This window comes from Bacillus sp. ABA4_010 (assembly GCF_056159105.1).
On the sequence record NZ_JBSWUN010000003.1, the window covers coordinates 2,303,344 to 2,329,465 of the forward strand.

18 protein-coding genes are annotated in these 26,122 nt (G+C 40.0%); 2 read left to right on the forward strand and 16 right to left on the reverse strand.

Annotated features, from left to right (window positions below; translation table 11 throughout):
• Positions 1–87: 87 nt before the first annotated feature.
• The 6 genes from ACXAEO_RS12705 to ACXAEO_RS12730 all read right to left on the reverse strand — a co-directional run bounded on the left by ACXAEO_RS12705 (position 88) and on the right by ACXAEO_RS12730 (position 8,280).
• Entirely contained in the window at positions 88–2,031 is a 1,944-nt protein-coding gene (locus tag ACXAEO_RS12705) for a DNA/RNA helicase domain-containing protein (protein ID WP_474884132.1), read from the reverse strand.
• A 64-nt stretch (positions 2,032–2,095) separates the two neighbouring features.
• The gene (locus ACXAEO_RS12710) at positions 2,096–2,425 is read right to left on the reverse strand and encodes a nucleotide pyrophosphohydrolase (RefSeq protein ID WP_474884134.1); all 330 of its coding nucleotides are present in this window, start codon (positions 2,423–2,425) and stop codon (positions 2,096–2,098) included.
• Between the two features lie 28 nt (positions 2,426–2,453).
• Positions 2,454–2,705: a hypothetical protein gene (locus ACXAEO_RS12715; RefSeq protein WP_474881490.1), complete on the reverse strand. Its 252-nt coding sequence runs from the start codon at positions 2,703–2,705 to the stop codon at positions 2,454–2,456.
• Between the two features lie 72 nt (positions 2,706–2,777).
• Positions 2,778–4,691 carry a 3'-5' exonuclease gene (locus ACXAEO_RS12720; protein ID WP_474881492.1) on the reverse strand — a complete coding sequence of 638 codons (1,914 nt, stop codon included), beginning with the start codon at positions 4,689–4,691 and terminating at the stop codon, positions 2,778–2,780.
• Positions 4,692–4,942: 251 nt separating this feature from the next.
• Complete coding sequence (locus ACXAEO_RS12725; protein WP_474881494.1) at positions 4,943–5,866, reverse strand: HNH endonuclease; 924 nt, start codon at positions 5,864–5,866, stop codon at positions 4,943–4,945.
• A gap of 743 nt (positions 5,867–6,609) precedes the next feature.
• Positions 6,610–8,280, reverse strand: coding sequence for a ribonuclease J (locus ACXAEO_RS12730; protein WP_474881497.1), 1,671 nt, complete (start codon positions 8,278–8,280; stop codon positions 6,610–6,612).
• A gap of 43 nt (positions 8,281–8,323) precedes the next feature.
• Between ACXAEO_RS12730 and ACXAEO_RS12735 the strand changes: the two genes are divergently transcribed.
• Positions 8,324–8,473, forward strand: coding sequence for a hypothetical protein (locus ACXAEO_RS12735; protein WP_474881500.1), 150 nt, complete (start codon positions 8,324–8,326; stop codon positions 8,471–8,473).
• Between the two features lie 109 nt (positions 8,474–8,582).
• On the opposite strand, the gene ACXAEO_RS12740 is transcribed toward ACXAEO_RS12735, so the two are convergent.
• From ACXAEO_RS12740 to nirB (ACXAEO_RS12770), 7 genes are all read right to left on the reverse strand, one after another.
• The gene (locus tag ACXAEO_RS12740; RefSeq protein ID WP_474881502.1) at positions 8,583–9,623 is read right to left on the reverse strand and encodes a zinc-binding dehydrogenase; all 1,041 of its coding nucleotides are present in this window, start codon (positions 9,621–9,623) and stop codon (positions 8,583–8,585) included.
• Positions 9,624–10,208: 585 nt separating this feature from the next.
• A complete protein-coding gene (gene thrC / locus ACXAEO_RS12745; RefSeq protein WP_474881504.1) occupies positions 10,209–11,609 on the reverse strand; it encodes a threonine synthase in 1,401 nt (466 codons plus the stop codon).
• A gap of 307 nt (positions 11,610–11,916) precedes the next feature.
• A complete protein-coding gene (gene cobA / locus ACXAEO_RS12750) occupies positions 11,917–12,699 on the reverse strand; it encodes a uroporphyrinogen-III C-methyltransferase (RefSeq protein WP_474881506.1) in 783 nt (260 codons plus the stop codon).
• Positions 12,700–12,902: 203 nt separating this feature from the next.
• A complete protein-coding gene (gene nirD, locus ACXAEO_RS12755; protein WP_474881508.1) occupies positions 12,903–13,232 on the reverse strand; it encodes a nitrite reductase small subunit NirD in 330 nt (109 codons plus the stop codon).
• A gap of 162 nt (positions 13,233–13,394) precedes the next feature.
• Positions 13,395–15,806 carry a nitrite reductase large subunit NirB gene (gene nirB / locus ACXAEO_RS12760; RefSeq protein ID WP_474881510.1) on the reverse strand — a complete coding sequence of 804 codons (2,412 nt, stop codon included), beginning with the start codon at positions 15,804–15,806 and terminating at the stop codon, positions 13,395–13,397.
• Positions 15,807–16,046: 240 nt separating this feature from the next.
• A complete protein-coding gene (gene nasC, locus ACXAEO_RS12765) occupies positions 16,047–18,197 on the reverse strand; it encodes an assimilatory nitrate reductase catalytic subunit NasC (RefSeq protein WP_474881514.1) in 2,151 nt (716 codons plus the stop codon).
• A gap of 6 nt (positions 18,198–18,203) precedes the next feature.
• The gene (gene nirB, locus ACXAEO_RS12770) at positions 18,204–20,588 is read right to left on the reverse strand and encodes a nitrite reductase large subunit NirB (RefSeq protein WP_474881517.1); all 2,385 of its coding nucleotides are present in this window, start codon (positions 20,586–20,588) and stop codon (positions 18,204–18,206) included.
• A gap of 216 nt (positions 20,589–20,804) precedes the next feature.
• On the opposite strand from nirB (ACXAEO_RS12770), the gene ACXAEO_RS12775 reads away from it, so the two are divergent.
• Positions 20,805–22,010, forward strand: a complete 1,206-nt coding sequence (locus ACXAEO_RS12775; RefSeq protein ID WP_474881520.1) for an MFS transporter — start codon at positions 20,805–20,807, stop codon at positions 22,008–22,010.
• A gap of 319 nt (positions 22,011–22,329) precedes the next feature.
• Here ACXAEO_RS12775 and guaC read toward each other — a convergent pair whose 3' ends face one another.
• The 3 genes from guaC to ACXAEO_RS12790 form a co-directional block, all read right to left on the reverse strand.
• Positions 22,330–23,313, reverse strand: coding sequence for a GMP reductase (gene guaC / locus ACXAEO_RS12780; protein ID WP_474881523.1), 984 nt, complete (start codon positions 23,311–23,313; stop codon positions 22,330–22,332).
• 192 nt (positions 23,314–23,505) lie between these two features.
• Positions 23,506–25,008 carry a malate:quinone oxidoreductase gene (locus ACXAEO_RS12785; protein ID WP_474881527.1) on the reverse strand — a complete coding sequence of 501 codons (1,503 nt, stop codon included), beginning with the start codon at positions 25,006–25,008 and terminating at the stop codon, positions 23,506–23,508.
• 245 nt (positions 25,009–25,253) lie between these two features.
• On the reverse strand, positions 25,254–26,114 hold the full coding sequence (locus ACXAEO_RS12790; RefSeq protein WP_474881529.1) for a hypothetical protein: 861 nt from the start codon (positions 26,112–26,114) through the stop codon (positions 25,254–25,256).
• Positions 26,115–26,122 lie beyond the last annotated feature (8 nt).

Below are 26,122 nucleotides of genomic sequence, written 5' to 3' on the forward strand. Positions count from 1 at the left end.
GAAAGTAAAAAAATATGCCTACCGCGAAAATAATTATTTTTTAAGAATTGTAAAAATAACCCTTGACTCCCACCCCCTGCGTAGAAGTCAATAATCTCCGTCCTCCTCCGCCACAACCAATTCCGACTTAAAGAATTCATTTACTCCATAAGTATGCTGTATGTCTTGAACCCTTTGTTTAAAATAGTTTTCCAGCTCTTTGTTTGTGCAGTAGATGAAACAGCCTTTTTGTCCTCTTGTCAACAATGTTCTGTACGTATTCCGGATGATTTCATCTGCGAGCTTTTTGGCTTTTTCCGGTTCTTCTTTCAGCATCTTTTTTAATCCTTTAAGGGAGTTATCCGTTTTGGCCCGCTTTGTATAATCTGTTTGTACATGTCCGTCCTTGAAAATTAAGTCATCGCCGATAATGACTCCTACGTAATCAAATTCAAGTCCTTGACATGTATGGATACAGCCGATTTCCTTCACTGATTCTTCATCGATTGCCCATGTTTCAGAGTTTCCTAGATTCCAACTCATTCCGAAATGATACTCTGGAATGACGACATCATGAAAATTTGAATCATTCTTTCCTTCTTTCGTCCAATTCCAGCAGTAACCAGCAACTAATCGGGACTTGTTGTTGACTTTATTCCATTTTTCTATCTCCCGTCGTAATTCACTTGGATCTGAATAGACACGAAAGTCATAGTTGCTGCCGATATAATCTGAATTGGCTGTTTCTCTAATTTGCAGCACATCATCTACCCATGCTAAATACCCGTCAGAGCCGCTGCAACGAAACTGAGAACTCAAGTTCGTCTTCGTCACTTTTGCTCCATAAAAATTCGCAAACCGCTCGATTGATTCCATACTGCCAACATCCTTTAAAGTAACCCTTTGATGTTCATCAATAAAAAAGACAGCGAGTTTTGAAGCATGTATGATTTCTTTTACTTGATGTTCGCCAAGATTTTGAAATAGTCCCGATTTCTCATTAAGACGATGGGCTTCATCTACGATCAAGGTATCAAATTCGTCAGCGGGAGCATTTATATAGCTACCCGATCCAGTAAAAAGATTATCAATATGACCTTTGCGAAAATCCTGTTTAAGCTTTCGCGCATAAACTTTGCGAGGGGCCGCATTTTTGGTGACATATTGACAGACAAGATTTTGAGCGGTCAGCTCAACAAGTAAATTAACAGCCAATACTGATTTCCCTGTTCCCGGACCGCCTTCCACCACCAATACTTGTTTTTGATTTGTTCTCACTGCCTCTTTTGTCAGTTGAACTGCTGTTTCAAATACAACTTTTTGATCATCAATCATAATGAACTCTTGATTGCCTTTCAGCATGTTTTTCAGGGAGTCTTGCAGTGATTTCGATGGTCGGATTCTTCCATTCTCGATTTGATAAATCGCTTCCTTATTATCACCAAATTTAATATATCGTTTAATAAATGAACGAAGCTTGCCCGCATCGCCTTTCACAAATACAGGAGCTTTTTCAAGGTAGTATTGATATACATTATCCGTTAATGGGTCTTTATCGTTAACATGAATATAATTATGTAAATAAGCACATGGGTAAAATTCAATTTGTTTCTGCTGGGCATTTTCATTATAATCTTTAATGAGAGCTGCATAAGACCACGCTTGATAGGAAGGATGGGTTGTTTCTACAATGCCCCGGTTCATCGCCGTTTTCACAATGGCTTCTTTTCCTTCTACTTTTTCGATGCTGTCCCATTGTTTCAGCTCCACAATGACAACAGAGCTTGCATGCTGGTCCCTGCCAGAGATTAAAAAATCGACTCTTTTAGAAGTGTGAGGAATTTTAAATTCAATCGCAACACCCGCATTGCTTGGAATTTCCTGGTCACTTAACACTCTGTACATATATTGCATCGAATTATCCCAGGCTCTAACCTCACTTTTGTTAATACGGCCAATTTTATCATTGTAGTTCCGGCAAATATTATCAACCAGTTGATCTTCGAATACATCACTTAAAAATTCATCCTTAGTCGCTTCATACACAATCATTTCCTTCATCCTTTCCCCTACCGTGCAACTAAGTATCCATCCACCTTATGTATGATGAAACGCTCTATAATTCGGTATATTTCTTATTGTTGCCAAATGCCTTTTCAACAGGATACTTCATCTCATTTTTTTGGATTTTACTTTCGATGATTTCCTTTACGTCTACATTAAGATCATGGGCGAGAAGCAGGGAATAAATGAAGACATCTGCTAACTCGTCTTTAATATCTTCTGTTTTTGTTTTCACTGCTTCTTCACTGTCTTTCCACTGAAAGTTTTCTAGCAATTCACTTGCTTCAAGCGACAGTGATATGGCCAGATCTTTTGGAGTATGAAACTTTTCCCAATCCCGGTCTCTTCTGAATTTAAGTATCTTTTCTAATATTTCTTCCATTGAGTTTCCACCGTTTTCTAACATTTTATCAATCCTTCAGATGGTATCTAATTTGCAATGTCGCACCTTTCCCTTTAGGTGGTGCCGAGATAATCTCATCATCCTCTTTTTTCATCGAATACATCACATCACAGCAAATTGGCATTCGATGGTTCGATGATGGATATCCTCCAACATTTCTATGAACGTCACCGGAGACAATATCAATGTACGGAAGCCTTTTTACCTTCGCTTCATTTTTAAGTCTAATAATTTCATTTCTAAATATTTCAGCTTTCATTATTCTATCACCTCTAAAAAATAGCTGATTCCTACGCTCTAACCAAATCATGGTACGATTATTCAACGTTATCTAACCTAATATCCCCTTACTCCTAACAACCTCATTCCGCTTCTCCACAACCTCATCAAAATACTTCGTAAACTCCGACTCCCCCGAATAAGACAAACATAAATACTCTTTCGCTCGTGTCATCCCAATATATAATAAGGAAGCTTCACGTTCTTTATCTTCTTCTAACGCAAACGGCATGTTGTCTACGTTAACGATGAAGACGGCTTGGAAGTCGAGACCTTTGCTGCTGTCGATGGTGCTGATTTTGACGGAGTCTTCTTCTTTTTCAAAGGAGCGCTTGGATTCATTGTTTTCCGTAAGCCAATAGTAGTTGAGTTGTTCGTCTTCAAGAGCTCGTTTTAAAACGTCGATATAACTCATTTTAAATGTCTTTTTGACGCGGTACAAAATAAGGATTTCTGACAGTGGAACGTTTCGTTGTTCGTTCAGCTTTTTAATTTGTTTGGCGACGATTTTGGCTTCTTTAAAGAAGCTGTCCGTTTTAACGATGGCTGGCTCCGGACCTTTTCTCCTCGTGCTTTGAGGAGCGATGATTTCTCCTTCATGCTCGCGGGTAACGACTTTGTTTTTCAAGGTAGAATGGGACTGGTAAAAATCCCAAGCAAACTTGACGATTTGTGCCGTATTTCGGTAGTTGATGCTTAATATTTTCGATCGACCTTGGAAGCTTAAGCCTGTGTCTTGGGCGTATGACCGCTTTCGTTTGTAAATCGTTTGGGCGCGGTCTTCTACAAGCAGTAGTGATTTCGTTTCAGGATTTAAGAGCTCGCTGACTAGCTGGAACCATTCTGATTCAAAGTCCTGTCCTTCATCAATTAAAATCGCATCGTACATCGGTAGAATAGCTTCTTTCTTTTTCAGCTTTTCCAGCAAGGAGGGAATATCCCTATCTGAAATTTTCAAATCGTTTTTCAGCCATGAATGAAAGTTACGCACTGCAATATTATGGGATTTAGACGCTACTGCTTGATCATCATTTGTAAAATCGAATAAGCTGTCCGGCTCATGCATCATATGATGAATCATCAGTTCTATATTCCGCGCGAGTGAAATGTTGTAGCAAAGAATAAGAATTTTCCACTCCGGATGCTCCTTTGCCAAGATTTTGGCCCGGCTTCCTAAAATTAATGTTTTGCCGCTGCCAGCGACTCCACGAATCAACCGATTTTTATCCCCAATTTGTTTTGCCAAGTTTTCCTGATGTAGATCCATTGTTTTAATGTCATGTAGTGATAGAAGAAGCTGGTCTTGATAAGGAACAGGTTGCTTAAATTCCGCACTAATTCTCACCTCTGGGAAAAGATGATAACGAATTGAGTCCATTTCTTCCTTCGTTAATGGTGTCCGCAGGCGGTAAGGAACGGTAAACATATTGCAGATTTTTTCAAATAAGTTCTCTTCAGAAAAGGCTTCATGATCCGGGTCAATTTCATCCCTTGCAAAACAAAGGTGTGGTTCAATAACCGAATATAATCCCTCTTTAATAAAGTCTTTTTGATATAAGCGGGTAAAGACTGTACCATATCCATAAGGAAACTTTAAATGAAACTGATAATTCCCTTCCAAATGAATTAAATTTTTATCTTTTTTTAAAGCATCAACGATATGGAACATATACTCCTTCGCTTGTTTCAACGGACTTTTCGTCTTTGTCTGCTCACCGGCAGAATTGATGAGCGTCCACTCATCGTGATTAATTTGGAATAACGTATTTTTCGTATAATCCTTTACTTCCAGCACTAATAACCCGAGATCCGGGGCGATAATGACAAAGTCCGGACGCCGCCCGTGAATTTCAGGTTCATAATAAATAATATAATCTTCAGGTAAATATGTTTTTAATGTTCGAAAGAGCAACCTTTCTCCTGCAGTAGCAGTGGATCGAATTGTCTCAGGGATTGTGTATGCCATAGTACCACTCCACCATACAAGCTTTTTCCTTATTATACCACAATATAGGTATTTAGGATTAATAAGGAAAACTACCTTTATATGAAAGTGATGGTTTCTTCCTTTGCTCCCCCATTTTTACTAATTCTTCTAAAAACTCTTTTAGAAAAAAAGCCCGTTCCCCACTAAGTTAACACTTAAACTCAGCAGAGAACTGACCCCATCAAGGACCGCAGCCTTTCAACTGTTTTCGGTACAAAATTTACTCTATACTATTTCATTCTAAAAATATTCTTCTTATGCCATTTAAAATACACTTTATTTTCGGAATGAATCTGTATCTTAGTCATTGGTTTTAATCCATACATCAAATTATCTTCCTCACTAATTATGGAAGAAATGTGCAAACGTCCTTGCCCATCAAATGCCATTAAGCCTTTGTCATAAAGCACATTATGATTAGCGCAAAGCAACATGCCGTTGTATGGATCTAAACGTTCTTCATTTGTGCTATCTTTCCAAGGTTTCGAACGACTTGCTCTTAGTAGTTCTGGTAGATTTATCCCACACAATGCACACTTACCTTCCCATAAGGGCATCAAGTCCCTTCTGAACTTCTGTTGCCCCAATCGAATTTTCGTTTTCGTTTCGGATTCTGTTTCAGTAATGACAGGAATGAGTGCATTATTTTCAATCCTTCTTACCTCATCAATGGATAATTCTAATTGCTCTTCATTCACTTGATAAATATTCAATTCGCTAATTAGTTCAAGCAGCTTAATCACTAGTTCTTCATTACATGGATACAAATAACCTGAATTTCCATTTGTATCGCGTTGGAACGGTGAATACTTAATAGGTAAAAGCGGCAATATCTCATCGAACCAATCACGTACATTTACTGGTATATCTAATTCGTAATATTTTAATTTCACTAAATACCCTGCATCTTGCCCTAGATCATCACTTTGCATAATAGATGGTTTACTAGTTTCTTTACAACCTTCACTTGCTATGCTAACAGCAACAATATTCCCTTTTACATAGTGAAATACTTGATCTCCTTCTTTCACTTCTGTCATGCGCTTCCATGAATGTGGTACATTGCCTCCTTTATCTTGTTGTGGAGACCAGATAATTCCTAAACCTTTTTCTTCTTCGTAGGTGTCACCCTGCATAACGATAAAACTATTCAATTTGCTCCTCCTCAGCTAGATGCCTGTAGGAATATCCTTAATTCACAAATAATATATTATTCACTCATACTATTAACCTATTGGATATGAATTTTCAGGAAATTCACTCTGAATATTTAAAACATTTTACATGTCCCATTTTCTCTGTCATAACCTGTAGGCTGAATACTCCATTTACACTTATGATAAATTATTTTTAATGAGAGTAAAATAGTATTTTATATACCACATGTTAACGTTTAGGATACTACTGACTTTTGAGCCTATATACACATTATATATATTTCTTCTAACAACCGCTCTTGATACAAAAGAAATCAAAGTAAGGTTTCTATCCTGAATGATACGTAAAAGGGGCGAAAAGAGGAAGTCTCCCGCTGTATTAATCATTTAATTCCGGAAGGTGCTAATCATAGACTTCTACTATACCTTATCATTCTTTTTCAAAAACATTCATGATAAACAATGATAAGTTTCATTACATTGTTAGTTGCTCTTCCATGATGGTCGTTGCAACCCGCCAGCGCCGTAATTTCTGCAAGAGTTAACGATTTCACCAACATTTCCATATTCGCATTTAAATTTAGTGCATTGCTTTATTTCATTAAATTCATCTTTCATTTATTCAACATTATTCCTTTAGCCGAAAGAGGTTATGGCCAAGGAGACAGTTTCCATTCCTAAACGAAAAAGAATCTGCCTCTTGACTTCGTATGACAGCATAAGAACCGTCCCGATATTGCTCAAATTTCAATCAATATCGGGACAATCATCGGCTTTTTCTTCGTCTTTGTAAATACATGTTGTTGAATGGATCTTTTTAGTTGTTTTTTTATTACAGTCCAACTCGTTCGGTCTGCTTCTAGTAGTTCATGAATCGTTTGCTTCGTTAGTTGATTAACGGATTTTCGAAGTTGTGAGAAAGAGCCATCCATAAATCCGCGCGACATCGTTTCAGGTTCGACAAGGAGCTTGCCTTCCATTTTGCTCATCGGTATAACGATGATAATCATTCCATCTTCTGAAAATTGTTTACGATCTCTTAAGACAAATTCACCAACATTGCCAACACTTCCTCCGTCTACGTACGTATTGCCAATTGGGATTGTTCGAGTCTGATGGGCTGTGGATTTTTCAATATCGACAACATCTCCATTATTGAGAATAAACGTGTTACCTTGCTCTACGCCAACGGATTCTGCTAACAAACGGTGATGGTGAAGCATTCTCAGTTCACCATGGATTGGAATAAAATAGGTTGGTTTCATTAATGTAAGCATGAGTTTTAAATCTTCTTGATACCCATGACCGGAAACATGCATTTTCGATGAGCTTCCCGTTCCGTATATGACTTTCGCTCCACGTGCAAAAAGGTTGTCTACAACCCTCGTTACATTTCGTTCATTTCCGGGGATTGGGCCTGCTGCAAAAATGACAAGATCATCCGGGAGTATGTCCACACCACGAAAATATCCCGTAGACAAGCGAGCAAGTGCGGCCATTGGCTCACCTTGACTTCCCGTACATAAAATCGCTACCTTTTCAGGAGGCCATTCGTTAATTTCCTGTTGGTGAATAATCATTCCATCAGGAACTGTTAAATACCCTCGTTCAATCGCTACATCGATGACATTCACCATACTTCTACCAAGCAATGCCAGTTTGCGATTTGTTTTACTTGCTGCATTCACGACCTGTTGAACGCGACTAATATTCGAAGCAAAGGTAGAAACAATAACTTTTCGTTCTGCTTTCATAAACGCTGCTTCGATATGTTCACCTACCATTTGTTCAGATGGGGTCAAGCCAGGACGTTCTGCATTCGTACTCTCCGACAATAGAAGCAAGATCCCTTCTCGTCCAATCTCAGCCATTTTATGAATGTCTGAATGCTGATCATTCTCCGGGGTTAAATCAAATTTGAAGTCCCCTGTATGGACAATTTTCCCCTCTGGTGTGTGAAAAACGATTCCTAAGCAATCCGGAATACTATGGGTTACTTTGAAAAAGCTCGCATGAATATTCCCGAATTCCAATAGTGAATTTGAATTAATTTCTGCTAGCTCACTTTCTCTTAGTAGCTTATGCTCTTTTAATTTGAGTTCAATTAAACCCATTGTGAATCTAGTCGCATAAACAGGTACGTTTAATTTTTTCAAGAAAAACGGAATCCCGCCAATATGGTCTTCATGTCCGTGTGTGACAATTAACGCCTTAACCTTATCTTTATTTTCGATTAAGTACGTGATGTCAGGAATAATTAAATCAATGCCTAATAAGCTTTCATCTGGAAACTTGTTGCCACAATCGATTACCACAATATCGTCTAAATATTGTATCACATACATGTTTTTCCCAATTTCATTCAAGCCGCCTAGAGCGAAAATAGATAATACATTCTCTTTTATACTCAAATGAAGAACCTCCTACGTAAAATATACACTTAGGATGCCTCTTTTGAGTTTGCTTTATCAGCGATTGGAAAAAATAGGGGCAGTTCCGAATCATGTAAAAGTACGAAAGTTAGCTGAAAACAAGGATTATACGAAGATGTGGAGAAAACCGAGGGTTATTTGGTCATTAAAAGATAAAAGGGAAGTTCCTTAAAGGTAGAAACTTCCCTAACAACACTTTTTTATCAAAATTAACATGGTCTTTTCTAAAAGATCGCTGTCCGTTCCTGATCTATCGAAAGACAGTTAAAATAGTAATCTACTTATTCCCCAGGAATCAAAACAACCTTCCCTAATTTCCCGGCCTTTTTAAAGTACGTTTGAGCTTCTTTCGCCTGTTCTAAAGGAAATGTCCGGTCGATGACTGGTTTGATTTTCCCTTCAGCAATAGCGTGAAGCATGCGTTGATATTCTTCTTTTGTCCCTAATACAGAGCCGTAAAATGTAATATGTTTTAAGTACAATGTTCGAAAATCAAGTTCGGTTTTTTGTCCGCCGGAAGAGCCGGATATGCAGAATTTCCCGCCTTTTTTCAATACTTGAAGAGAAGTTGAGAATAAAGCATCTCCTACAACATCTAATACAGAGTCAACCGGACCGCCATTGACTTCGATAATTTCTTCAGCAAGCTTGTTTGATTTGTAAGATAAAACATGTGTTGCGCCGAGTTCTTTCATTTTTTCTTCCAAGCTTAAATCTCCAACAATTGCAATAACGTTTGCGCCAAATACTTTAGAGGCGATTTGTACGTTGAGTGAGCCAACACCGCCATTTGCCCCCGTCACCATAATCGTCTCCCCAGGCTGCGGTTGAATTTGTTCGACCATATGCCACGCTGTCAAACCGCTCACTGTAAAAACAGCACTTTCTATGTAGCTGGAAAGAGGCATATCAAAACAAAGTTCCGCCGGCCATACGACGTATTCTGCATAGCCGCCATCATATTCTGAGCCAATGAAGGACATATCGTCTGAAATATGTTCGAAGCCTCCCTCTCCGCTGGAGGTAAATGGAAAAAGGACCACGTCTTTTCCCATCATGGATGGGTCTACAAGTTCCCCTGCTTTGACGACGGTTCCCGCTATATCAGATCCGGGTGTTCGAGGGAACTGTACTCCTTCTGGCCGCCAGCCTGACTTCGAATCCGTACCGTACGCTCCTTCACGCATCCAAATTTCGGTATTATTAATGGCACAAGCCTTTACTTTCACGAGTACTTCATGTTCTTTTAATTCTGGTATCGTTTGTTCCACAATCGCTAATTTGTCTACATCACCATATCCTGTTACTTGAACAGCTTTCATCTATGTATCTCCTCTCTTGTTTAGGTCACTTCTTGCGTCACCTTGTAAATATTCTTTATAACTTACCAAAAAAGTTAGATATTTCTTTCTATTATTTCGTTTATGACTAGCTTATTCAACTAACATGCTCACGAGTTTTTAATAGATGCACGTTTTACCCTATCATTTTCTGACTTAAACATTAATGACTGTCACATTGTTCCTTCCTCTTGTACCATTTCCTATCCAACGGAGAGTTTGCTGTAATTTTCTCTTTTGCTGAAACACTCCCATCAACAAGTTTACCGTGTTATAACATGCTTCCGTATTAAGCTGCTGCTCTAGTTCCTAAAGTTCTTCTAATGTTTTCTGTTTTAAAAACACTGTGCTCCCCCCTATCACATTAAAATGCCTGTCCCTTTTAGAGAAGAACAAAGGGACAGGCATTGAGGATTAGGAAAAAATGGTGGTCATGGCTATTGCGAATTCAGGGAATGCCATCAATAATTCCATATCTCGGTTCATCAGACCATGTTGCATATTCAGCGTACGTTACTTTCTCATGATGAGGTTGATTCATGCTTATAAGAACACCCCCACTGAAAATTATTGATTCGAACTAAAGTGCTTCTCTAATTGACGAACAATTTCGTCGTTGGCTGCTTCAACCACTTCTAAATGTTGTGGTTTGTCAAACAGTTGACGAATTTGTTCCGGGAATGTTTGGTCAATGTTACAGCGTTCAATGGATTCATTGAATTTGGCTGGGTGCGCTGTTGCGAGTGTGACACATACTTCATTTGAGTCGTTACACACTTCGTACGCAGCCACTCCGCAAGAAGTATGTGGATCAAGTAAATAGTTGGTTTCCGCATAGTACTTGCTGATCGTTTGCAGGCACTCTTCTCCTTCTACTCCATGTGCCGCAAAATCCGCTTTTACTTGGCGAAGCTGTTCCTCATTTACTACGATTTGTCCTTCTGACTTGAATTGATCCATTAAAGCTGTTACTGCATCTGCATTTTCATCAAGCAAGTAGTACAAATAACGCTCAAAGTTGCTGGCTACTTGAATATCCATGGAAGGGCTGTATGTACTGCGGAACTCGCTAGGCTCGTACACGCCATCTTTAATAAAACGTTCTAAAATATTGTTTTCATTCGTTGCCACAATGAGTTTCCCAACTGGAAGACCCATTCGCTTCGCTAAATAGCCAGCAAAGATGTCCCCAAAATTTCCTGTTGGCACACTGAAGTTAAGGTTTTTTATGTCTTTTTCTTTTGCCACTTGGAAATACGCATAGAAATAATAAACCGTTTGCGCTAAAATACGGGCAAAGTTGATGGAATTAATAGCACGAAGATGGTACTTGTTTTTGAACTCCAAATCTGCGAACAATTCCTTGATGATTCTTTGACCATCATCAAACGTTCCTTTGATTGCTAAATTTAGAACACTTTCGTCATCAACCGTCGTCATTTGCAGCTCTTGTACTTTACTTACTTTTCCATGCGGATGCAAAATACAAATACGAATCCCGTCTTTTCCTCTTACCCCTTCAATTGCGGATGCACCTGTATCCCCTGAAGTCGCCCCAAGAATATTGATCGTAACGCCTGTCTTCTTGGCGATATAGGAATATAAGTTTCCTAAAAATTGCAGCGCCACATCTTTAAAAGCAAAAGTTGGACCATGGAATAGTTCGAGTACATACATGTTATCTTTTACCTTTTGAACAGGTGTTACTTCAGGATGACGGAAAGTGCCGTAGCTTTTCTCAACTAATTCCTTCAATTCCTTTTCTGAAATTTCCCCATCCACATAATAAGAAATGATTTCGTATGCTAATTCTGTATAACTCAACTGAGACATTGCCTGTAGCTTTTCTGCCGAAATTTGCGGAATTTTTTCCGGAACTAAAAGTCCTCCATCCGTTGCGAGCCCCATTAAAACTGTATCAATAAAACCAATTCCATTTACATTGCCACGTGTACTAATATATTTCATAATAGCCTCCAAGAAAAAATTTAATGTATTACTATCGTTACCCAGAATTGGTTGGGAGTCAAGATAGAATTGAAAGTATTTACTGAAATGTCAGACTTATTTTCTTCTCTTTTTCAAACAGCTTACATCAAATCACAAAGAAGGATGACCTCTATCAACCTCCCTCTTATTTACTACTAAACAATCAAATAAGGGGGCACGTTTGTTGTAATTCTTCCCTATAACGTGTATGAGGCAACAGAAAAAAACCTAACATTTAATGAAAGTTAGGCTTTCCTTATCACTCTATGTTCAAATTACTTCATCCTCAATCAACTAACAGCGTCGGCTTAGCTGTTTTCTCAGGAAACCATGATAGTCTTTTTGATAGTTTGACAACTTCTCCAATGACAATCATAGCCGGATTCGCGATTTGTTCTCGTTTTACGGTTTCGACGATTGTAGTTAATGTACCTGTGACAGTTCGTTGATAGCCGGTTGTTCCTTGCTCGATTACTGCAATAGGTGTTTGTGGATGTTTGCCGTATGATAAAAGTTCATCACATATATAAGGAAGATTTTTCATTCCCATGTAAACAGCGATTGTATCAACACTGTGAGCTAATTGATCCCAGCGAATTTTTTCCGGTCTTCCACTTGCACAGTGACCTGTGACGACCGCAAATGATTGGCCCAATTCACGATGAGTGATAGGGATTCCTGCATAAGCTGGAGCTGCAAGACCAGAGGTAATGCCTGGAACAATCTCGAACCCAATTCCATGTCGGTTGAGCACCTCAGCTTCTTCACCGCCGCGACCAAAAACAAACGGATCGCCGCCTTTTAAGCGAACGACTGTTTTGCCCTCTAATGCTTTATTAACCATTAGCTGATGAATACCATCCTGTGGGACGCAATGATTTCCTGGTGCTTTACCGCAATAAATGAAATCCACTTCACTTTTCCCATATTGCAGCAACACCGGATTGACGAGCCGATCATATAAAATGACATCAGCTTGCGCCAAACATTTTGTTGCTTTCACTGTAATCAAGTCCGGATCGCCAGGACCCGCTCCAACAATATACACTTTCCCCTTTTCTCTGCTCATCTTCCGCTCAGCTCCTTGTTAACACTCTATCATTCTATTAGAACAATGATTGATTACTTCCTTTTATTCCGTATCAACGGGAAGCAAATTCCTTTTTAAAAATTTTATACTACATTACCGCGGACATTTCTGAACTGGCACGAACTATTATGTAAAAGTGATGTCAGCAGATGAAGACGAATTGCTTACATCACTTTTGTTGCTTACAGTTCCTCGATTAACACATATAAATTCTCTTCTTCTACGGCTGTTTTATATGTTTTCACACAGCCAGTATCCGGTTCCTGCACCCGTCCGTCATGTAAGCATATTTTCCAATCATGCATAGGACAAAATACAAATTCTCCGCTCACAATGCCTTCCGTTAAGACACCACCTTTATGAGGACAGCGATTTTCAATCGCCCGAATGCTTCCATTTGACAATCTGAATACTGCCACTTCCTTATCGCCGACACGAACCGTTTTGCCTAAACGCTCCGGAAGGTCTCGAACAGCACCCACCCAAAATTTTGTCATGCTTTTGTTTAACATACGATGATTTCCTCCTTTCAGCTCACCTTTATCATTTTAGGTGAGAAGATTTCCACTTCCATTTTGTGCAGAGCAGAGCCTGCTTCAATAACTAGTGGATACACTGCTGTTCGCAGGAATCCCCCACTTCAAATTTTTGTTAGAAAATTAAGTGGGAGTAGTTCAAGACATGACGACATTGGTAAACAACTGTTCCTTCGTTTTTTCGTCCTCGATAATTTCCTTCCAAGGATCTTTGTAAATGGATAATGCTTCATCCATACGAATATTCAAGCTATTGCGTTTTTCCTTATCATCCAGCACTGACTGAATATGAGCTAGCCCAACACGCTCTACCCAAGCGGATGTACGTTCTAAATAGTTAGCCGTTTCACGATAATACTGCAAGTACGCACCTGTAATTTCCATTACTTCTTCTGTTGTTTTCACTTTGTATAATAAATCCCCGCCTCGCACATGGGTTCCGCCGTTTCCGCCGACGTAAATTTCCCACCCGCCGTCAATACCAATAAAACCAATATCCTTAAATCCAGACTCCGCACAGCTTCGCGGACAAGCCGATACGGCCATTTTTACTTTATGAGGAGTTTGCAAGCCTTCAAATTTCTTTTCAAGCGCAATGCCTAGCCCCATTGAGTCTTGTGTACCGAAACGGCAGAATTGTTCACCGACACATGTTTTAACGGTGCGCAGTGATTTGCCATATGCATAGCCAGAAGGCATATCTAAATCTGCCCATACGTTTGGCAAATCTTCTTTTTTCACCCCAAACAAGTCGATACGTTGTCCGCCCGTTACTTTCACTAATGGAATTTCATACTTATCGACAACATCTGCAATACGGCGCAAATCTTGTGCATTCGTTACCCCGCCGTACATACGAGGAACAACCGAATATGTTCCATCTTTTTGAATGTTCGCATGCATTCGTTCATTCACAAAGCGCGATTCTCTTTCATCCATATATTCTGTCGGATGAACCATCCCTAAGTAGTAATTCAAGGCTGGGCGACATTTCGAACAGCCTTCCTCAGTTGCCCACTCTAGAACATTCATCACTTCTTTTGTATGTGTCAGCCCTTTCGTACGAATTTCTTCTACGACTTCATCCCTCGATAAAGTTGTACAGCCACAAATGGCTTCTTTTTGGGTACTCGAATCAAATCCAGCACCAAGTGTATGCTGCAGCACGTCCGCGACTAACGGTTTACACCCACCGCAAGAACGGGAAGCGCTTGTACATGCCTTAATTTCATCAACTGATGAACAGCCTTGTTGCTGAATAGCTTGGACAATGGCCCCTTTTGATACTCCATTACAGCCACAAATGATTTCATCTGCAGTCATGCTGGCAACTGCGCTCGCTCCCGCCTCTTCGCCAATTGGCTGTAAGATTGATACTTTCGCTGTTTCTGAAACATCTGCTTGTTTTTGAATCATTGAGAATAAGCGATTTCCATCACTTGTATCACCAAATAAAACCGCACCAACAATTTGATTGCCACGCAGGACCACTTTTTTATAGATGCCCTCTTGCTCATCAAATACTTTAATCGCTTTTTTGTCATCCCCCTCTGTAAAATCGCCCGCCGAGAACACTTCCACTCCGGATACTTTCAACTGGGTGGATAAAACAGAGCCTTGATAAGGGGCTGTTTCGACTCCGCAGATGGTTTTGGCTAATACTTTTCCTTGCTCATACAATGGTGCAACTAATCCGTAAGCAATCCCATTATGTTCCGCACATTCACCAACAGCATAAATATGAGGAATGTTCGTTTGCATATAATCATTGACAATAATTCCACGATTAACGGAAAGGCCACTCTCCTTCGCTAATTGTACATTCGGCCTAATACCGGCAGCCATCACCACTAAATCTGCTTCGATTTCGGTTCCATCTTTAAACGTTAATGCTTTTACACGATCATCTCCGACAATTTCATTCGTTGCTTTTTCCAGTAAAAATTTCATCCCTTGATTTTCTAATTCCATTTGCAACATCTTACCGGCAACAAGATCCAATTGACGTTCCATTAAATATGGGCCAATGTGGATAACAGAAACATCCATTCCTAAGTTTAAAAGCCCACGCGCCGCCTCTAGCCCTAATAACCCTCCGCCGATAACAGCCGCTTTTTTGTATGTTTTAGATGCTGCAAGCATCTCATCTGTATCTTTAATATCCCGAAAAGCAGTTACTCCTTTTTTATCTGCCCCCGGAATGGGAGGAATGAATGGAAGAGACCCGGTTGCCAAAATGAGTTCATCATACGGTTCTACTCTCCCTGAATCGGTTACAACGACCTTTTTATCCGAATCCACCTTCACTACTGTTTCGCCAGTGTGCAGTTGAATGTGATGTTCTCCATACCAATCCCAGTCATTTAGCGTAATATCTTTCACTTCTGTATCGCCTTGTAAGACTTTGGATAGTAAAATTCGATTATAATTCGGATATGGTTCACTGCCAAAAATGGTCATTTCAAACGATTCTTTTGATACGTTCAATATTTCTTCAACGGCTCGAACACCAGCCATACCATTTCCTACAAGCACGAGCTTTTTCTTCACCTGACGTTCCTCCCTTGGAAAGTTTCTTAAACTATATCACGGCTGTAAGAAAAATCCACCCAACATGTCAGGTTATCTAACAATAATATTTTATTGAATATTCAGTTTTTAATCGCGATAAATAAGCCCGCGTACGTTTCCATGCTGGCTTATTTACATGTCTAGGCCCCTTCTTCAAAAGGAGCCTAGACGAAATATTTATGTCGAACGTTTCACCGATGTCAAATATTGTACAGCGACTTAATGAGCAGCTATATCTGCAACAGGACTAATATTAACCGCACTTACTTTAAATCCTGGCATTCTGCATGTAGGATCCAAATCTTTAGCAACAAGCCGATTCACATTTTGGGAATCATCCCAATGAAACGGGACAAAAACGGTATCTTGGCGAATCGTCTCTGACCATTTACTCCTCACAACAATGTGGCCTCTTCTTGATTCAATCTTTACTAACGCCTTGTCAGGAATCCCATATTTTATCGCGGTTGACGGATGAATCTCCATAAACGATTCAATATTTCTTGCCGCCAATGACGGACTTTTTCTCGTTTGTACACCCGTTAAATAGTGAGACATTACCCTCCCTGTCGTTAAATATAGTGGAAACTCTTCACTTAGCTGTTCTTTTCGGACAGACGGCTCATTTGGCACAGCAACCATTACAGCCTTTCCATCAGGATGAGCAAAGGTTGCCTCAAACAATCGTTTTGTCCCTTTATGCTCAAGATCTGGACACGGCCATAAAATGCCATTTTCCTTTCTAAGCCGTTCATATGTTACACCGTAGTAATCAGCTATTCCTAAACGGCTAGCGACTCTTAATTCATTAAAAATTTCTTCAGCTGATGAAAATGAAAAATACTCCCCTTTTCCAAGAATTTTGGCAATTTCACAAATAATTTGCCAGTCATGTTTCGCTTCCCCCGGACAAGGCCAGCTCGCTTCTCTTAATGTAATTCGACCTTCTAAGTTCGTCATCGTCCCTTCATCCTCTAAATAAGAAGAAGCAGGTAAAATTAAATCTGCCAATTTAGCAGTCTCTGAAATAAATAAATCGACCGCCACGAAAAACTTCAATTTTTTTAATGCCTCTTTTACAAAATTGGCATTCGGGTTGGACACAACAGGATTGGAACACATTAACAACATACCTGTAATATCGCCTTCATGAATTTTCTCCATCATCTCATATGCCGATACGCCTTTTTCAGGCAACTCATCTTTATCAATCCCCCACACCTGGGCAATATGGGCCCGATGTTCTTCATTTTCAATGAGACGGTATCCTGGAAGCTGATCGGCTTTTTGACCGTGCTCTCTTGCCCCCTGGCCGTTTCCTTGCCCTGTAATTGCCCCATATCCGCAGTTTGGTTTGCCAATTTTCCCAGTAGCAACCAATATATTAAGAAAATTACGAACGGAAATCGAACCATCAGTTTGTTGTTCCACGCCTCTTGCCGTAAAAATCATCCCTGTTTCTTCTTTTCCAAACATGATCGCCGCTTTTCGAATATCAGCAATCGGTACACCTGTCATTTCAGCAATTTCTTGCAAGTCTAAAGAAACAACATGTTCTTTTACTTCTTCAAAACCTTTTGCCCGTTCACGTACAAAGGTTTCATCCACATACTGCTCTTCCATCATAACTTTTAATAGCCCATTCGCTAATGCCGCATCCGTTCCTGGTTTAATTTTCAAATGTAAATCAGCGATTTTCGTGGTGGCCGTTTCACGAGGATCGATGGCGATTATATAGGCACCATTTTCTTTCGCTTTTTCAAAATAAGGCATAATGGTTGGCTGGCATTCGGCAATATTTGTTCCGGCTAAAATAATACAGCGTGTTAACGGGATTTCTGATAAACTGTTCGTCAGTCCACGATCCATTCCGAACGTTTGCACAGCGGCGGACGCAGCGGCGGACATGCATAAGCGGCCATTGTAATCAATATATTTCGTTTTTAACGCCACACGTGCAAATTTCCCAAGCAAGTACGCTTCTTCATTTGTAATGGACGCACTCCCGTAAACAGCTAATGCGTTCACTCCATCTTCCGATTGAATAGCTGTAAAGTTCTTTTGGATATGACGGAGCGCTTCTTCCCAAGAAATGCGGACAAACTCTCCGTTTACCTTTAACAGCGGATATGTAATGCGATCATCGTGCAAAGCATGTTGATGCGCATTCATTCCTTTTATACATAAGCGCCCTTCTGACGTTGGGTTATCTTTCCCGATTGTCATATATTTCTTCCTCGAAACAACAGACTGCTCAATTAACTGCATTTTGCATTGCATACTGCAATAAGGGCATTGTGTATCATACACTTTTTCCGATTGTACTTCTTGCTGCTTCGTACGGAAATATTTCAATAACAATTCAGTCAAGGCGCTTCATCCTTTCCCTCTTTTAGTTGTGATCACACTGCTTTTTTCCATCCCATTCTTCCGCCACATACGATCTTCATCAAGCCGCTCAAGCAATTGCTGGCGAAGTGCTGGATCAAACAGCACCTCTCTTACATGAATTAAACCGACTCGTTCTACCCATTGCCACGTCCGCTCCATATAATTGGCTGTTTCGCGGTAATATTGAATAAAACCAGTAATCATGTCCATTGCGTCTTCATCCGTATCTGCTACACATAATAACTCTCCTGAACGTACATTGCGTCCGCTGCTGCCCCCGACATAAATTTCCCACCCTCGATCTATACGAGTAACCCCCACATCTTTCGTCGTTGATCCTGCCCCGTTATGCAAGCAAGAGGATACGCCCATCTTAATTCGATAAGGTGTTCTTAAATGCTCCAACCGTTTCTCCAAGCTTACAGCGAGCGCAAGCGATGGCTGTTTGTCACATTGACAAACATGCTCACCGATACACGTTTTAATATTTTGCACCATATTTCCGTATGCTGAACTTAATGGCATGTTTAAATCTGAACATAGCCCTAGAAGATCTTCTTTTTTCACGCCCATTAAATGAATACGCTGTTCACTTGTAATGGCGATATTAGTCAATCTGTATTGCTCAGCAGCATTGGTCACTTGCCGCAATTGCTCAACTGTTGTCAGCCCACCATACATTTGGGGAATGACTGTATACGTCCCATCACTTTGAGCGATAGCATTTATTCGTTGATTAATAAAAAAGGTTTCCTGATGACTTTCATATTCAGGATCAATCATCCCTAAATAATATTCCAATGCCGGACGACATTTCGAGCAACCTTCCGAATGTCTCCATTCAAGCACATCTAGTACTTCTTCTACTGAGGAGAGGCTACGTACCTGCATCTCCTGAACAACCTCTTCTTCCGTCATATCCGTACAAGTACACATTGGCTTTTGTTCAATAATTTCATCAAATTCATCGCTTTGAATATATGCTAACAGTTCTGCAACTAACGGCTGACAGCCCCCACATGAACTGGATGCTTTTGTACATCCCTTCACTTCCTCAACAGTCGTCAATTCTTTCTGCTGCACGGCTTCTATAATGCTTCCTTTTGAAACCCCGTTACAATTGCAGACAATATCATGATGGGCCATGGCAACAATAGAACTACCACCTGCCCCTGATGGTTGAAAGAGATTTGCTCTCTCAGCGGTTGACACGTCCTTTTGCTTGATAATCATATCAAGTAATTTCATACTCTCTTTCGTATCACCAAACATTACAGCACCCACGAGCTTCTGTTCTTGAAAGACCGCTTTTTTATAAACACCATCGACTTCATCATATATTTTCAGCGTCTTGGTCGTTTCACTCTCTGTAAGTTGGCCAACTGAAAACACATCAACTCCAGATATTTTCAGCTGTGTCGACAAAACCGTCCCTTCATATCCGTTACTGCTTATGCCGCAAATATGATTAGCTAACACTTTTCCTTGTTCATAAAGAGGTTTGACGAGTCCATATACAGTACCTCTATGTTCAGCACATTCCCCGACCGCATAAATATTCGGTACACTCGTTTGCAAATAATCATTAACGACAATCGCACGGTTTGTCTCAATGCCGCAATCCTTTGCCAGCTGAATATTCGATCTAATTCCTGTTGCCATCACAACGAAATCTGTATCTATTTCTGTGCCATCTGTAAACCGAATTCCTGCTACCCGACTATTTCCGATAATCTCTTTCGTCTCTTTTCCTAGAAGAAAACGCATCCCTTGACGCTCCAGCTCTTTTTGTAGCAATTCTGACGCCGTTCGATCAAGCTGACGTTCCATTAACAAAAGGGAAAGATGAACAACATCCACTGCCATCCCAAGATTCATGAGTCCTCTTGCTGCCTCTAATCCTAATACCCCACCACCAATAACCGTCGCCTTTTTATATTGTGTAGATGCATCGATTATCTTTTGACAATCATCTATCGTACGGAATGTCATTACGCCTTCTTTCTCAATTCCTGGAATCGGAAGAAAAAACGGGACAGAACCTGTGGCTATAATCAGTTTGTCATAAGTTACTTCTCTTGCTCGATCTGTTTTAATCGTCTGCTTTTCGGTATTAATGTGGACAACGGTTTCTCCTGTAAACAATTCAATATGATGTTTTTCATACCAACTTCGATCACGGATGATAATATCTTCAATTGCTGTGCTCCCCTGTAAGACAGACGATAATAAAATTCGATTATAGTTCATGTGCGGTTCACTTCCAAAGATGGTTATCTCAAATTGATTTAGACTCCCCCGCACGATTTCCTCGATACAATGAACACCTGCCATCCCATTTCCTACTAGTACTAGTTTTTGCTTTTTCATTCCAATCCCCCCAGCCGATTGCGAACGATGCCCGCCAATACTTTGTATACCGTTTATTATTTCATAAAGCATCATCGATAAAATTAATCACGTCATGTTTCCTGACATTATTTATGACACTTTTAATTCAACAGACTATTCTTAAAAATATAAAAATAAAAGCGTGGAGGGATAGTTTTTCACTAAAAAATATTTTCTAGGAAGGAGAAATAGATTATGAAGTTATCAGAATTAAAGAAAAGCGGGCATTCACCATCATTATTAGCTGCATTTTTATATTTCGATGTTAGCTTTATGATTTGGGTTATACTTGGAGCTCTTGGAGTTTATATTACGAAGGATTTTGGTCTTTCGCCTGCAGAAAAAGGATTTATTGTAGCGGTCCCCATTCTCAGCGGTTCATTTTTCCGTCTGATCCTCGGTGTTTTAACAGATCGAATCGGACCGCGAAAAACAGCCATTGGCGGGATGATTGTCACGATGGTTCCACTTACATGGGGATGGTTATTTGCCCACACATTAACAGAGCTATACTTCATTGGCATTCTTCTAGGAGTAGCGGGCGCAAGCTTTGCAGCAGCTATTCCGATGGCGAGTCGCTGGTATCCGCCTCATTTGCAAGGATTAGCGATGGGCATTGCAGGGGCAGGAAACAGCGGCACATTATTTGCAACCTTATTCGGACCGCGGCTTGCAGAACAATTTGGCTGGCATAATGTGCTTGGGCTGGCACTCATTCCGCTCTTAATTGTTTTTGCTCTTTATATTTTTATCGCAAAAGATGCGCCCTCACAGCCTCCACCAAAACCTTTTACTGAGTATCTTCATGTATTTAAACAAAAAGATGCCTTGTATTTCTGTTTGCTTTATAGTGTGACGTTTGGCGGGTTTGTCGGATTAGCAAGCTTTTTAAGCATCTTCTTTGTGGACCAATATGCTTTATCAAAAGTAAGAGCCGGCGATTTCGTTACATTATGTGTAGCAGCTGGAAGCTTTTTCCGTCCTGTCGGCGGATACATCGCTGATAGAATCGGCGGGGTTCGCCTTCTCAGTTTCTTATTCATCGGAGTAGCCTTAAGCATGTTCGGCGTCAGTCAGCTTCCAGCTTTACCAATTGTGACAGCCTTACTTTTCATTGGCATGCTTTGCCTCGGTATGGGCAATGGAGCAGTCTTCCAATTAGTCCCACAACGATTCCAACAAGAGATTGGCATGATTACTGGAATCGTCGGGGCAGCCGGCGGTGTTGGTGGATTTTTTGTCCCGAACATTCTTGGAACGCTAAGAGAAACGACCGGAACATACGCTACAGGTTTTATGGTGTATGCAGGAATTGGCATTGCTGCCCTTTTAGTCTTAACGATTGCTCAATTGTCATGGAAAAAAACATGGGCGTCAAAAGAGGCATCTGTTAAAATCTAATTCAAAATAAAAGTCCTCGTTCCTTTCTAGGATAGAAGCGAACGAGGACTTTTATGGATTTTCTACGACACACTAGTCTATCGCTTTATAGCGAGCATAATACATACTTTGAAATGCGTTCCATTATTCACTGTAACACATAACTCATACAAATCGGATACACTCCATCCATTAATGGTTCACTACCGTTTACTAGAATATAGTTATGTAAATAAGCACAAGGATAAAAATCAATTGGCACCTTCCAATACAAAAAAGCCAGTCCCACACTAAGTCAACATGTTAACTTAGCGAGAGACTAGCCTTGAATCTTAAGCTATTAATATACTTTATCACCATTGAAAATAGAGTTTTTCACGACAACGTAGTCAACGTTGCGGATGGCGGATAGTTTATTTCCACCTGCGTAGGAAATAGAGGACTGAAGGTCTTGTTCCATTTCGTCTAACGTTTCTTGTAAAGGACCTTTGTACTCGACATACATCTTCTTGCCTTCTACATTTTTCTTTTCGCCTTTTTGGAATTCAGAAGCTGATCCGAAATATTCTTTATAAAGCTTTCCATCTTTTTCAACCGTTTCACCTGGTGATTCTTCGTGACCAGCAAATAAAGAACCAATCATCACCATTGTAGCACCAAATCGTACAGATTTAGCGATATCTCCATGTGTCCGGATTCCTCCGTCTGCAATAACTGGCTTGCTTGCTGCTTTTGCACACCAGCGAAGCGCTGCTAATTGCCAGCCACCCGTTCCGAATCCAGTTTTGATTTTCGTAATGCACACTTTCCCTGGTCCAATTCCAACCTTTGTTGCATCAGCGCCGGCATTTTCAAGCTCTCTTACTGCTTCTGGCGTTCCGACATTTCCTGCGATGACAAAGCTGTTTGGCAAATGCTGTTTAATGAATTGAATCATGTTGATGACCGCATTGGAATGTCCATGTGCAATATCAATCGTAATGAATTCAGGGATTAGTTGCTCGGATGCTAATTGTTTAATAAAATCGTACTCTTCATCTTTTACCCCAACACTAATGGAAGCAATAAGACCGCGAGCGTGCATATCTTTAATAAAATCGATTCTCGTCTCTGGCTGAAAACGATGCATAATATAAAAGTAGCCATTGCTCGCTAAATGAAGAGCAATTTTTTCATCTATAATCGTCTGCATATTTGCAGGTACAACAGGCAATTTAAAAGTATGGCCGCCTAATGTTACAGTTGTATCACACTCTGTACGGCTATTTACAATACATTTTGCTGGAATCAATTGAATATCTTCATAATCAAACACATTTTCCACAATGACCACTCCTAAAACACGAATATTAAAAAGGTTTTTAGCGAATAACATTCGCTCTTTTCTCAATATACATTATTTTGGAATGGATGTCAAAGGGAGGAATAAGATTTTTCAATCTATTCACACTTTCGTCTCAATATAAAAAAAGAAGCCATTTCGAAAAAATGAATCGAAATGGCTTCTTTTCAGTTGTTAACTGCAGACCTTTTCTTTTTCGCTCAGCCGAAGCACTTCAGAGGTCGAGACATGAATTTCTCGGAAAAGTTCTGGGCTCTCATTGAGAGATAACCCGTAAGATGGGATCATTTCTTTTATTTTTGCTTCCCACCCTTTCATCTGTTGCGGAAAACACTTTTCTAATACTTCTAACATCACGTGAACAGCCGTAGAAGCACCAGGAGAAGCACCAAGCAATGCGGCAATGGAACCATCTGCGGCACTGACGACCTCTGTACCGAATTGAAGCGTCCCTTTCCCCCCAGTCTCCGTATCTTTAATAACTTGTACACGCTGACCGGCTACGACAATTCCCCAATCTTCACTTTTAGCATTTGGAATAAACTCACGTAACTCTTCCATACGCTTTTCATTTGATAGCATGACTTGTTGAATCAAATATTTCGTTAAGGCCATTTCTTTGACGCCTGCTGCCAACATCGTGATAACATTGTCCGGTTTCACTGAAGTAATTAAATCAAGATTTGATCCTGTTTTTAAAAACTTTGGCGAAAAGCCGGCAAACGGCCCAAACAGCAATGATTTTTTATTATCAATATATCTTGTATCAAGATGCGGGACCGACATCGGAGGCGCACCAACCTTCGCTTTTCCGTATACTTTCGCATGATGCTTCGCTACTACTTCTGGATTGTGGCATACCATAAACAATCCACTTACCGGAAATCCTCCAATATGTTTCGATTCAGGAATACCTGTTTTTTGCAGTAAATGTAAACTTCCACCTCCACCCCCGATAAAGACGAATTTGGCTGTATGATACTCAACTGTCCCACTGTTAAGATTACGCACTTTCACTTTCCAACAACCATCGCTCGTTCGTTTAATATCTTCAACACTATGTTCATAGTTCATTTCGACCTTTTGACTTTGCAAATGCTCAAACAGCATGCGTGTTAAAGCACCAAAGTTCACATCTGTTCCAGAGTCAATTTTCGTTGCCGCTATCGGTTCATTGACTGTGCGGCCTTCCATAATAAGTGGAATCCATTCTTTCAACTTTTCAGGTTCATCAGAAAATTCCATCCCTTGAAACAACGGATTGTTTGAAAGCGCTTCAAAACGCTGTTTTAAAAAAGCTACATTTTTTTCTCCCTGCACTAAACTCATATGAGGGATTGGCATAATAAAATCTTGCGGATTGCGAATTAGCTGACTGCTTACAAGATAAGACCAAAACTGTTTTGAGAGCTGAAACTGCTCATTGATTTTAATTGCTTTGCTAATGTCTACTGATCCATCAGGCTTTTCAGATGTATAGTTAAGTTCGCACAGTGCAGCATGCCCTGTACCCGCATTATTCCATTCGTTTGAGCTTTCTTCTCCTGCATTGGAGAGTTTCTCAAACACTTTAATTTCCCAGTCAGGCGCCAACTCTTTTAGTAATACCCCTAAAGTTGCGCTCATCACACCGGCACCGATTAAAATAACGTCTGTTTTTCCCTGTATGTTGTTCATTGTAACCTTCCTCATCCCCTATATTTGCAAAAAAAGTGCAGATGCTCCTGCTCAGATGTCACAAAATCTAAGGCACCCCTTAGGCATACACTTTTTTCGTCTCAGTTATAACTATATCATAATCTATTATAATTATTTATAGCGTAAAATATCTAGTGTTATCTGATAATTTCGACCTTAATTTATATAAATCGATTTAGAAAAATCTGCATGACCGTTTTTCTGTCATGCAGATTTTTCTAAACCTAATGGGTTTTGAATCTATGATCTTCATCAATCAGCTCTTTCCACGTATCTAAATAATGGATAGAGATGCCATGAATGTATGTTTCTTGTGCTAATTCTTTTTGCAGTTTTTCTAAGGTTGTTTGGAATTCATCCTGTTCCATTCCATAAAAAGAAATTTTTCCTTCGTCGGCCTTTTTCGTTTCGATTGCCACGATTAGTGGAGTTTTATAGTCATTGGCCCATTTGCTTTCGTGTTTTATATGCGCTAGTAATCCATCATTGCCAAATAGTTCATTTCGATAAGCCATAACAATAATTTCATCGCCCTCTTGAAATAGACTTTCTGCTAGCGATTGGTTTGGCTCGATTTGTATTTCATCAAACCAGAACGGGATTGTCCATTTGATTGGCAGTTCCTTTTGAACACTTTCAATCTCTTTTACGACCGATAGAAATTGATGCGCAATATCTTCGGAAGCAGTCTCCCATTCCTCTAATAAATATGGTTCAATATCAAAGACAACCCCAGCAAACGGATAGGATGACTGCTCATTGTACTGTTTTATTGCATTAAGCCATTCAATTGCCTTCCCGCTTTCATATGTCCATTCAGGTTCTCCTTGCAAAGCATACACGTCCATACCCATTTCATTTGCTTGTTGAATGAAGACAGCGGTTTTCGCCACATCCATTTTCTTATTCACATAATAATATAGTTCGCTTACGTCATGATTTTGAGCAAACTGTAAATCGATTTCTTTACTAGTATCCCAAACCCATGTACTAATTTCTTTCGGTTGCCCCGTTCCATACCATTTCACTAACAACACTCCGGAAAAGATTATCCCAACTAACAGAAAAATTTTCGTGCCCTTCATAGGAATTC

Coding starts and splice junctions, on each gene's coding strand:
- ACXAEO_RS12785 (WP_474881527.1), bottom strand. CDS start 25,008: ATGAACAACATACAGGGAAAAACAGACGTTATTTTAATCGGTGCCGGT.
- ACXAEO_RS12720 (WP_474881492.1), bottom strand. CDS start 4,691: ATGGCATACACAATCCCTGAGACAATTCGATCCACTGCTACTGCAGGA.
- cobA (WP_474881506.1), bottom strand. CDS start 12,699: ATGAGCAGAGAAAAGGGGAAAGTGTATATTGTTGGAGCGGGTCCTGGC.
- ACXAEO_RS12715 (WP_474881490.1), bottom strand. CDS start 2,705: ATGAAAGCTGAAATATTTAGAAATGAAATTATTAGACTTAAAAATGAA.
- ACXAEO_RS12710 (WP_474884134.1), bottom strand. CDS start 2,425: ATGGAAGAAATATTAGAAAAGATACTTAAATTCAGAAGAGACCGGGAT.
- thrC (WP_474881504.1), bottom strand. CDS start 11,609: ATGAAATATATTAGTACACGTGGCAATGTAAATGGAATTGGTTTTATT.
- nirB (WP_474881517.1), bottom strand. CDS start 20,588: ATGAAAAAGCAAAAACTAGTACTAGTAGGAAATGGGATGGCAGGTGTT.
- nirD (WP_474881508.1), bottom strand. CDS start 13,232: ATGTTAAACAAAAGCATGACAAAATTTTGGGTGGGTGCTGTTCGAGAC.
- ACXAEO_RS12705 (WP_474884132.1), bottom strand. CDS start 2,031: ATGATTGTGTATGAAGCGACTAAGGATGAATTTTTAAGTGATGTATTC.
- ACXAEO_RS12790 (WP_474881529.1), bottom strand. CDS start 26,114: ATGAAGGGCACGAAAATTTTTCTGTTAGTTGGGATAATCTTTTCCGGA.
- ACXAEO_RS12775 (WP_474881520.1), top strand. CDS start 20,805: ATGAAGTTATCAGAATTAAAGAAAAGCGGGCATTCACCATCATTATTA.
- ACXAEO_RS12740 (WP_474881502.1), bottom strand. CDS start 9,623: ATGAAAGCTGTTCAAGTAACAGGATATGGTGATGTAGACAAATTAGCG.